This window comes from Klebsiella indica (assembly GCF_005860775.1).
Lineage (GTDB): Bacteria > Pseudomonadota > Gammaproteobacteria > Enterobacterales > Enterobacteriaceae > Klebsiella > Klebsiella indica.
Map to the genome: position 1 here is coordinate 119,084 of NZ_VCHQ01000014.1, position 8,622 is coordinate 127,705.

The 8,622-nt window shown below is 56.0% G+C and carries 6 protein-coding genes; 1 reads left to right on the plus strand and 5 read right to left on the minus strand.

Features of this window, described 5'->3' with window-relative positions; all coding sequences use genetic code 11:
* Positions 1–42: 42 nt before the first annotated feature.
* The 5 genes from recG to gmk all read right to left on the minus strand — a co-directional run bounded on the left by recG (position 43) and on the right by gmk (position 6,049).
* Complete coding sequence (gene recG, locus FE839_RS11735; RefSeq protein WP_138360987.1) at positions 43–2,124, minus strand: ATP-dependent DNA helicase RecG; 2,082 nt, start codon at positions 2,122–2,124, stop codon at positions 43–45.
* Between the two features lie 4 nt (positions 2,125–2,128).
* Positions 2,129–2,818: a tRNA (guanosine(18)-2'-O)-methyltransferase TrmH gene (trmH, locus tag FE839_RS11740; RefSeq protein WP_138360988.1), complete on the minus strand. Its 690-nt coding sequence runs from the start codon at positions 2,816–2,818 to the stop codon at positions 2,129–2,131.
* A gap of 138 nt (positions 2,819–2,956) precedes the next feature.
* Positions 2,957–5,077: a bifunctional GTP diphosphokinase/guanosine-3',5'-bis pyrophosphate 3'-pyrophosphohydrolase gene (spoT, locus tag FE839_RS11745; protein WP_138360989.1), complete on the minus strand. Its 2,121-nt coding sequence runs from the start codon at positions 5,075–5,077 to the stop codon at positions 2,957–2,959.
* A gap of 18 nt (positions 5,078–5,095) precedes the next feature.
* On the minus strand, positions 5,096–5,371 hold the full coding sequence (gene rpoZ, locus FE839_RS11750; protein ID WP_004106927.1) for a DNA-directed RNA polymerase subunit omega: 276 nt from the start codon (positions 5,369–5,371) through the stop codon (positions 5,096–5,098).
* 54 nt (positions 5,372–5,425) lie between these two features.
* On the minus strand, positions 5,426–6,049 hold the full coding sequence (gmk, locus tag FE839_RS11755; protein WP_138360990.1) for a guanylate kinase: 624 nt from the start codon (positions 6,047–6,049) through the stop codon (positions 5,426–5,428).
* Between the two features lie 258 nt (positions 6,050–6,307).
* Here gmk and ligB point away from each other — a divergent pair, with 258 nt between their 5' ends.
* Positions 6,308–7,984 (plus strand): NAD-dependent DNA ligase LigB, encoded by a 1,677-nt coding sequence (ligB, locus tag FE839_RS11765; RefSeq protein ID WP_138360991.1) that lies wholly within the window; start codon positions 6,308–6,310, stop codon positions 7,982–7,984.
* Positions 7,985–8,622 lie beyond the last annotated feature (638 nt).

Genomic DNA, 8,622 nt, shown 5'->3' on the forward strand with positions numbered 1-8,622 from the left:
CTGAAGAAAAATTATGCGCAGCGTGGTGAGAGGACCTTTGCGCTACGCGTTGGAATAGCGTTCGGTTTCCGGCATCCAGCGCTCAATAAGCGCCTGAGCTTGCCGGGGATAGCGCTCGTGAATATGACGGGCGATACGCTGAACCTCCGGGATCATCGCCTGATCGCGCAGTAAATCCGCCACTTTGAATTCCGCGTTGCCGGTCTGACGGGTGCCGAGGAGCTCGCCGGGGCCGCGAATTTCCAGGTCTTTCTGGGCAATGACGAAACCGTCGTTGCTATCGCGCAGCACCTGCAGGCGCTTTTGTGCGGTTTTTGAGAGCGGCGATTTGTAGAGCAACACGCAGTGAGAGGCCATCGCTCCGCGCCCGACGCGCCCTCTGAGCTGGTGAAGCTGCGCCAGTCCCAGACGTTCCGGGTTTTCGATAATCATCAGGCTGGCGTTGGGCACGTCAACGCCGACTTCAATCACCGTGGTGGCGACCAGCAGATGCAGCGCACCTTGCTTAAACGCGCTCATTACCGCCTGTTTTTCGGCAGATTTCATACGCCCGTGTACCAGGCCGATATTCAGCTCCGGCAGAGCCAGTTTTAGCTCTTCCCAGGTGGCTTCCGCTGCCTGGGCTTCCAGCAGATCCGATTCTTCAATCAGCGTACAGACCCAGTAGGCCTGGCGGCCTTCATGGCTACAGGCGTTACGCACACGATCGATGATATCGCTGCGGCGGGTATCCGGAATCGCCACCGTAGTGACTGGCGTGCGGCCCGGCGGCAGTTCGTCGATAACGGAAGTGTCGAGATCGGCGTAGGCGGTCATCGCCAGAGTCCGTGGAATCGGGGTCGCGGTCATGATCAACTGATGAGGATGAAAACCCTGCTGTTGGCCCTTCTCCCATAACGCCAGGCGCTGGTGGACGCCAAAACGGTGCTGTTCGTCGATAATGACCAGCGCCAGGCCGTTAAACTGTACCTGTTCCTGGAAGATGGCGTGGGTACCGACAATCATCTGGACCTGGCCGCTGGCGATCGCCTCCTGTTGCGCCAGACGGGCTTTGCCTTTTTGCTTGCCCGCCAGCCAGCCGACTTCAAGGCCTAAAGGTTCGAACCAACTGCGGAAGTTATGCGCATGCTGTTCTGCCAGCAGTTCGGTCGGCGCCATTAGCGCTACCTGCTTGCCGTGGGCGATAGCGCGCAATGCGGCAAGCGCGGCGACCAGGGTTTTACCGGAACCTACATCACCCTGTACCAGACGCATCATCGGTACATCCAGCGCCATATCACGCTCGATTTCAGCCGTCACGCGCGCCTGAGCGCCAGTAGGTGTGAACGGAAGGGAGGCCAGCAGCTTATCTTTTAGCGTATTGTCAGTGCTGAGTGCGAGGGCGTGGTAGCGCTGGGCGCCCGCCCGCAACGCCAGCATGCTGAGGTTATGCGCCAGCAGTTCTTCCAGAATGAGACGCCTCTGCGCCGGATGCTTACCGCTTTCCAGTTCGCTGAGCTGTAAAGAGGGCGGCGGGCGATGCAGGGTGCGCAAGGCTTCTGGCAGGCTCATCATCCCCTGGGCCAGCTCCGGCGGCAGCAGCTCATTGATCGCGCAGGTTTCAAGTAGTTCCAGCGCCTGGTCGGTGAGCTTACGCAGGGTCGCCTGCTTGACGCCTTCTGTCGTGGGATAAACCGGGGTCAGCGTTTCCTGTAAATCGGGGGGACTCATATCGCCCTGAACCCGGTATTCCGGGTGGATCATTTCCGCCCCGTGTTTACCGCGTTTCGCTTCTCCGTAGGCCAGTACGCGGCGCCCGGTCGCCAGGCTATTTTTCATTGCCGCGCTGAAATTGAAAAAGCGTAGGGTGAGGATGCCGGAACCGTCGCTGATCTGACAGGTCATCATCCGGCGACCGCCGAAGGTGATGTTGCAGTTGAGAACTTCACCTTCGACGGTGGCGTACACGCCGGGCAACAGTTCGCTGATTTGATACAGGTGAGTACGGTCTTCATAACGCAGCGGCAGATGCAGAAGCAGATCCTGCACCGTATGCAGGCCAATTTTCGCCAGTTTGCTGCTCTGTGCCGCGCCAACGCCGGTTAGGGTATTGAGAGGGATGGCATCTAACAGGCGACCTTGCATAGTTTTATCCCGCCGCCTGCATGGTGGCCCACCAGGCGGCATCGGCTTCAACTTCCCCCTGCTCGTTGACGTGGGGGTAGGGCAGGCCTTTACGTTTCGCGACCTTTGCCAGCACCGGATAGCCGCCTTCAAACAGCAGACGCTGCTGGTCTTCTTCCGGCAGCATGCTGTTCTCGCGCTGGTACATGCCGGCATTTTGCCGCTGGCGCTGGGCTTCATACAGAATGAGCGCCGAGGCAACGGAGACGTTCAGCGACTGCACCATGCCAGTCATTGGGATAATGATGTCCTGATCCGCCAGGTCTAACGCTTCCTGAGTGATACCCGTTTTCTCCTGACCCATCAGGATGCAGGTTGGACGGGTATAGTCGATTTCACGAAAATCAACGGCTTTATCAGAGAGATGAGTTGCGAGGATTTGCATCCCCTGACTTTTTAAATGGGCGACCGCATCGCCAATAGTTCGGTGGGTTTTGACCTGTACCCAACTGTTGCTGCCAGCCGCCGCGGAGGCCATGGTGCGCATACGGCTACCCGGCCAGATGGCGTGGACTTCATGCACGCCGACGGCGTCTGCGGTACGGATCACCGCAGAGACGTTATGAGGTTTGTGGACCTGCTCCATGCAGACCGTCAGATCAGGCTGACGTCTGGCGAGCATTTCACAAATACGCGCATAACGCTGTGGGTTCATATGCTCTTATCCTTCAAATTGCGTCGGCGTTGGTTGCGGGTGACTCGATTTATCGCCTCCCCCCTTCGGGGCAGTGTAAGCGCTGTTCAAAATGCGAAAGCGTTTCGGGAGGCAAGCAAAATGATTTTGTGTATCAAGCTAGTTTCGGTTACGGGTGACTTTTATCACGTCCGGCATCACGCGGATCTTGCGCATAATATTTGCCAGATGCACGCGGTCGCGCGCGGTGAGACGAATAAAGGCGCTGTATACGCGGCCATCTTTTTCTTCCGTATTCAGACTTTGAATATTGGAAGATGCGGTGTTGATCGCCGCAGTCAGGTTAGCCAGCGCGCCCTGGTGGTTGAACATATCCACCTTAATTTCGGTGATAAACTCCTGCGCCGTCTCTTTATCCCACTCGACCGCCATAAATTTCTCCGGCTCTTTCTGATAGCCGCGAATATTACGACAGGACTCATGGTGGATAACCAGCCCTTTGCCGGGGCTGACGTGCGCAATAATGGGGTCGCCGGGAATCGGGCGGCAGCATTTGGCAAACGTCAGCAGCACGCCATCTGCGCCTTTAATCGGCAGATGGTTGTGCCCCGCAGGCGCTGGTTGTGCCGGCACGGCGGGGGTTTGCCCTTGCTGCAGATTCCTTGCGACCACGACGCTCATGGCATTGCCGAGGCCGATTTCAGCCAGCAGATCGTCAAGGGTTGCCAGCTTGATGCGCTCAAGTTCATGCTGAATATTCTCTGGCGGAATTTCAGCCAGCTTACGACTGCCGCCAAGCGCGTGGTTGAGCAAGCGGCGTCCGAGGCTGACGGAGTCTTCGCGCTTGAGGTTTTTCAATAACTGGCGAATCTTGGCGCGTGCTTTCGAGCTGACGACAAAATTCAGCCACGCCGCGTTGGGACGCGCGCCAGGCGCGGTAATAATCTCTACCGTCTGACCGCTGGAGAGCGGCTGCGACAGCGGGTATGGCTGACGATCTACCCGTGCACCGACGCAGGCATGGCCGATATCGGTATGCACCGCATAGGCGAAGTCTACCGGCGTAGCGCCAGTGGGCAGTTCAACAATGCGCCCTTCCGGGGTGAAAACGTAAATCTCATCCGGGAACAGATCGGATTTCACGCTTTCAATGAATTCAAATGAACTACCGGCGCTCTGCTGGAGCTCCAGCAGGCTCTGCATCCAGCGCTGGGCGCGGATTTGCGCGGTGGTGCTACTTTCGCCGCCGTGCTCTTTATAAGCCCAGTGCGCCGCAACCCCCATTTCCGCCATCTGGTCCATGTCCTCGGTACGAATTTGCACCTCAACCGGGACGCCGTGCGGGCCGATCATCGAAGTGTGCAAAGATTGATAGCCGTTCGCTTTCGGAATGGCGATATAGTCTTTAACGCGACCGGGACGCGGCTTGTAAAGGCTGTGCATCTGACCCAGCACGCGATAGCAGGTGTCAGAGTCATGCACGATTACGCGGAAGGCGTAGATATCCATGATCGAGTGAAAACGCTGCTCTTTGAGCACCATCTTGCAGTAGATAGAGTATAAATGCTTTTCACGCCCGCTCACGCGACAGGGAATCCCCGCTTCCTGCAAACGCCCTTCGATCTCAGAGAGGATTTTTTGAATCATCTCTTTGCGGTTGCCGCGCGCCGCTTTAACCACCTCTTTAATGACGCGGTAGCGGTTAGGGTACAGCGCCTCAAAGCCCAGCTCTTCGAGCTCGGTTTTGATGTGATGGATACCTAAACGGTGCGCCAGGGGGCTATAGATTTCCAGCGTTTCGCGGGCGATACGACGACGTTTATCCGGGCGCAATGAACCCAGCGTGCGCATATTGTGGGTGCGGTCAGCGAGCTTGATAAGGATGACGCGGATATCCTGCACCATCGCCATAATCATTTTGCGAAAGTTTTCAGCCTGGGCCTCTTTCTTATCGCGAAATTTCAGCTTATCAAGCTTTGACACCCCCTCAACCAGTTCAGCAACGCTTTTCCCAAAAAGCTGCTCCATGTCCTGGTAGGTGGCGGGGGTATCCTCTATCACATCGTGCAGCAGGGCGGCCATGAGCGTTTCGTGGTCGAGTTTCATTTCGGCCAGAATACAGGCTACCGCTACCGGGTGTGTGATATAGGGTTCACCGCTCGAACGTGTCTGACCCTCGTGAGCGTCACGTGCAACGAGATAAGCCTGCCGAAGACGTTTAATTTGCTCTTCCGGCAGGTAGTTTTGAATCAGCTGATTCAGGCTTTCAAACAGATACAAGGGCGACCCGCTGTGTGATTAACGACGACCTTCAGCAATAGCGGTAACGGCTTGTAATTCAGCGGCTTCCTGCTCTTGCTGTTCCTGGCGCTCACGAACGTCGAGGATCTTGTTGTTGATCAGACCTTCTTCGATTTCGCGCAGTGCGATTACGGTAGTTTTATCGTTTTCTTCCGGTACGAGCGGATCCTTTCCGCCTACCTGCATCTGACGAGCGCGACGCGCGGCGACCAGTACCAGGTCAAAACGGTTACCAATTTTCTCTACAGCGTCCTGAACAGTTACGCGTGCCATACTTAAAATGCTCCACAGGTGAAGAAATGACTGGGCATGATACTGAAAGTGGGTTCAGTCTGCCAACAGTTTGCTGATTAAAGCGCCATGTCGCAGCTTTTGGCGGCTCATGCGCAGGCGTTCGGCGCGAATAATAATTTTCAAATCGCTTAACGCGGTATCAAAATCATCATTCACTATAAGGTAATCATATTCCGCGTAATGGCTCATTTCTGCAACTGCCTGAGCCATACGTTTCGCGATAACCTCTTCGCTGTCCTGACCGCGGCCGCGCAGGCGACGGTCAAGCTCATCTTTGGACGGCGGCAAAATAAAGATGCTGCGCGCGCCAGGCATTCTGTTACGGATTTGCTGTGCGCCCTGCCAGTCGATATCAAGGAAGACATCGACGCCGGTCGCCAGTACCTGTTCGATAGCTTCGCGAGAGGTGCCGTAATAGTTGCCAAAGACTTCTGCATGTTCAAGAAAAGCGTCTCTGTCAATCATCTTTCTGAATTCGTCATGATTAACAAAGAAATAGTGTTCACCGTGCACTTCACCCGGGCGTGGCGCGCGTGTGGTATGCGAAACAGAAACCTGAGAGTCGTACAACGGTTGGGTTTTTAATAAAGCCTGAATCAGGCTGGATTTACCTGCGCCGCTAGGGGCGGAAACAATATAAAGCGTGCCTTGAGCCATGAGTGTCTTATGTATGTGGTGGTCAAAATAGAGCTTACATACGAGCCTATTATACACGCTGCCGCAGCGTGACGTAGTCCTTGTCACACTTTTTGCGTTGTTTCTTTCATTTTGCCTGCTGTTTTCCTGATTTCCAGGGGTGTTGCAGAAATAACGCAGAAAATCTGGATGTCAGTTGGTCCTGTTAAAAAATCACCCATCGCCGAGGAAAACGCAACTGCGGCACAATGCCCGACGAGAAAACAGGAGGGCATCGTGATGCAAAAAGGAATCTGGGCACTGCTGCTATGGGGGCTGGTGTGTGATGGCTACGCCGCCTGTCCTGCGTGGCCGCAGGACAGAGCGGAACGGGAAATCGAGCGCCTCAGTCAGCAAATAACAAAATGGAATAATGCCTATTGGCATCAAGGAAACAGCCCGGTAAGCGACGAGGTCTATGATCAACTGGCGGCGCGACTGGCATACTGGCAGCGCTGCTTTACCAGCAACATCCCCGCACATGATGAATTTCCTGCGTTAAAAGGCGACGTCAGGCATCCGGTGGCGCATACCGGCGTGCGCAAACTGGCGGATCAAGCCAGCGTGGCGCGCTGGATGCGCGATCGGAGTGGCTTGTGGGTACAGCCTAAGGTGGATGGTGTCGCGGTTACCCTGGTTTACCGGCAAGGTCGTTTGGCGCAGGCGATAAGCCGGGGAAATGGCCTGGCTGGTGAAGACTGGACGGCGAAAATCCTGCAGATCCCTTCCGTACCCAAGTCTGTGGATGCTGAACTTGCCAACAGCGTGCTGCAGGGTGAACTGTTCCTGCTGCGAGAGGGGCATGTGCAAAAACAGATGGGAGGCATGAACGCGCGGGCAAAAGTTGCTGGCATGATGATGCGCCAGGCAACTGCTGTGGATCTCGATAAGCTGGGCGTATTTATTTGGGCATGGCCCGATGGCCCGGCGAATATGAACCAGCGACTGGCATTACTGCAGCAGAATGGCTTTATTCATAGCGCGCATTTTTCACATTCCGTCGCTCATGTACAGCAGGTTGCGCAGTGGCGTCAACGTTGGTTCAGCTCGCCGCTGCCTTTTGTGACCGATGGCGTTGTGGTGCGACGGGAACGAGAGTCCGCCGGGCGCTTCTGGGGGCCGGGGCAGGGCGACTGGGTTATTGCCTGGAAATATCCGCCAGCTTCACGGGTTATGGAAGTTCACGGTATCAGCTTTAGTATCGGGCGCAGCGGTAAGATCGCGGTGGTCGCGCACCTTGAGCCGCAGCAACTGGACGATAAGCGCGTGCGGCGAGTGAGCGTCGGCTCGCTCTCCCGCTGGCAAAATCTGGATATCGGCATTGGCGATCAGCTACAAATTAGCCTCGCCGGACAAGGCATACCGCGTATCGATTCCGTTGTCTGGCGCACGGCGCTGCGCAATAAGCCGCGGCCTCCTGAGGCGCGTTTTAATTCGTTAAGCTGTTATTTCGCCACGCCTGAATGTGCGGAACAGTTTCTCTCACGGTTGGCGTGGCTTTCATCCCGGGCGGCTCTTGATATTGAGGGCGCGGGAGAGACGCTATGGCGGACAGTACACGATGCCCGGCACATGGATCACATCTTTTCATGGCTGGCGTTTACCCCGGAGCACCTGCAAACCATACCGGGAATATCAGCGCAGCGCGGGCTTAGGCTGTGGCATCAGTTTAATCTCACGCGTAAACAACCCTTTCTGCGCTGGGTGCAGGCAATGGGTGTTCCTGTTCCGCAGAGCGCATTTTCAGGATTGAGGAAAGACGACTGGCAGCGGTTACTGGAAAAAGATGAAGAGCAGTGGCGGCGTTTGCCTGGTGTTGGCGCGGAGCGGGCGCGACAGCTGGTGACATTTTTACATAGCCCGAATATTGCCGTGCTGGCAAAGTGGCTCAGCGAGCAACGAATTTCTGGGTTCTGAAACAATTGATGTGCGCTGTGATTGTAATGAAAAATAGGCCACTCCAAAGGCTTGCGCAGTACCCGGGTGGGTAATAAATCCGGGCAATATCACGTAATGCTTGTCAGTTAAGGGCTGTCAGTTGCGTTTATGGCTGGCTGAGCGGTTCCGTTAATCGGTGGTTCTGGCGAGCATGACGCATTTTTCGTTTTCACCCATTCAGATTCCGTGGTCTGTTCCGTTCACGATAAATACGCGGATATTCGTTATATCCACAGCGTGTGAACGGGCAGGGGGACGTTTTGCCCGTCCCCCTGCACCCCCGGCATGGCGCTGAAAACCTGCCGCTGCGCGGTCCGCTCCACTCCGGCTTCATCTGGCGGACCGGGCGGGACTCGACGCTACTCGTCCCATCCCTGGGACTCGCCCTTCCAGGGCCAGCGCAAGCGCTGTTCAAAATTGCTCCCGGCAATTTTGTCCCTGTCTCGACCCGCCCTCTGGCCGCCGTCCTGGCGGCCAGTCCTGGATGCGCGCCTGCGTTCTCGCCAGGTTTCCTTGATGCGCCCAACCCCCATGCGGTGAGTCCGTTATTCGTCAGTGGCTTTTCAGAGGCTGAAAATCATAAAAAAAGTCATATCCTTTATATTTCAGCCCGTATC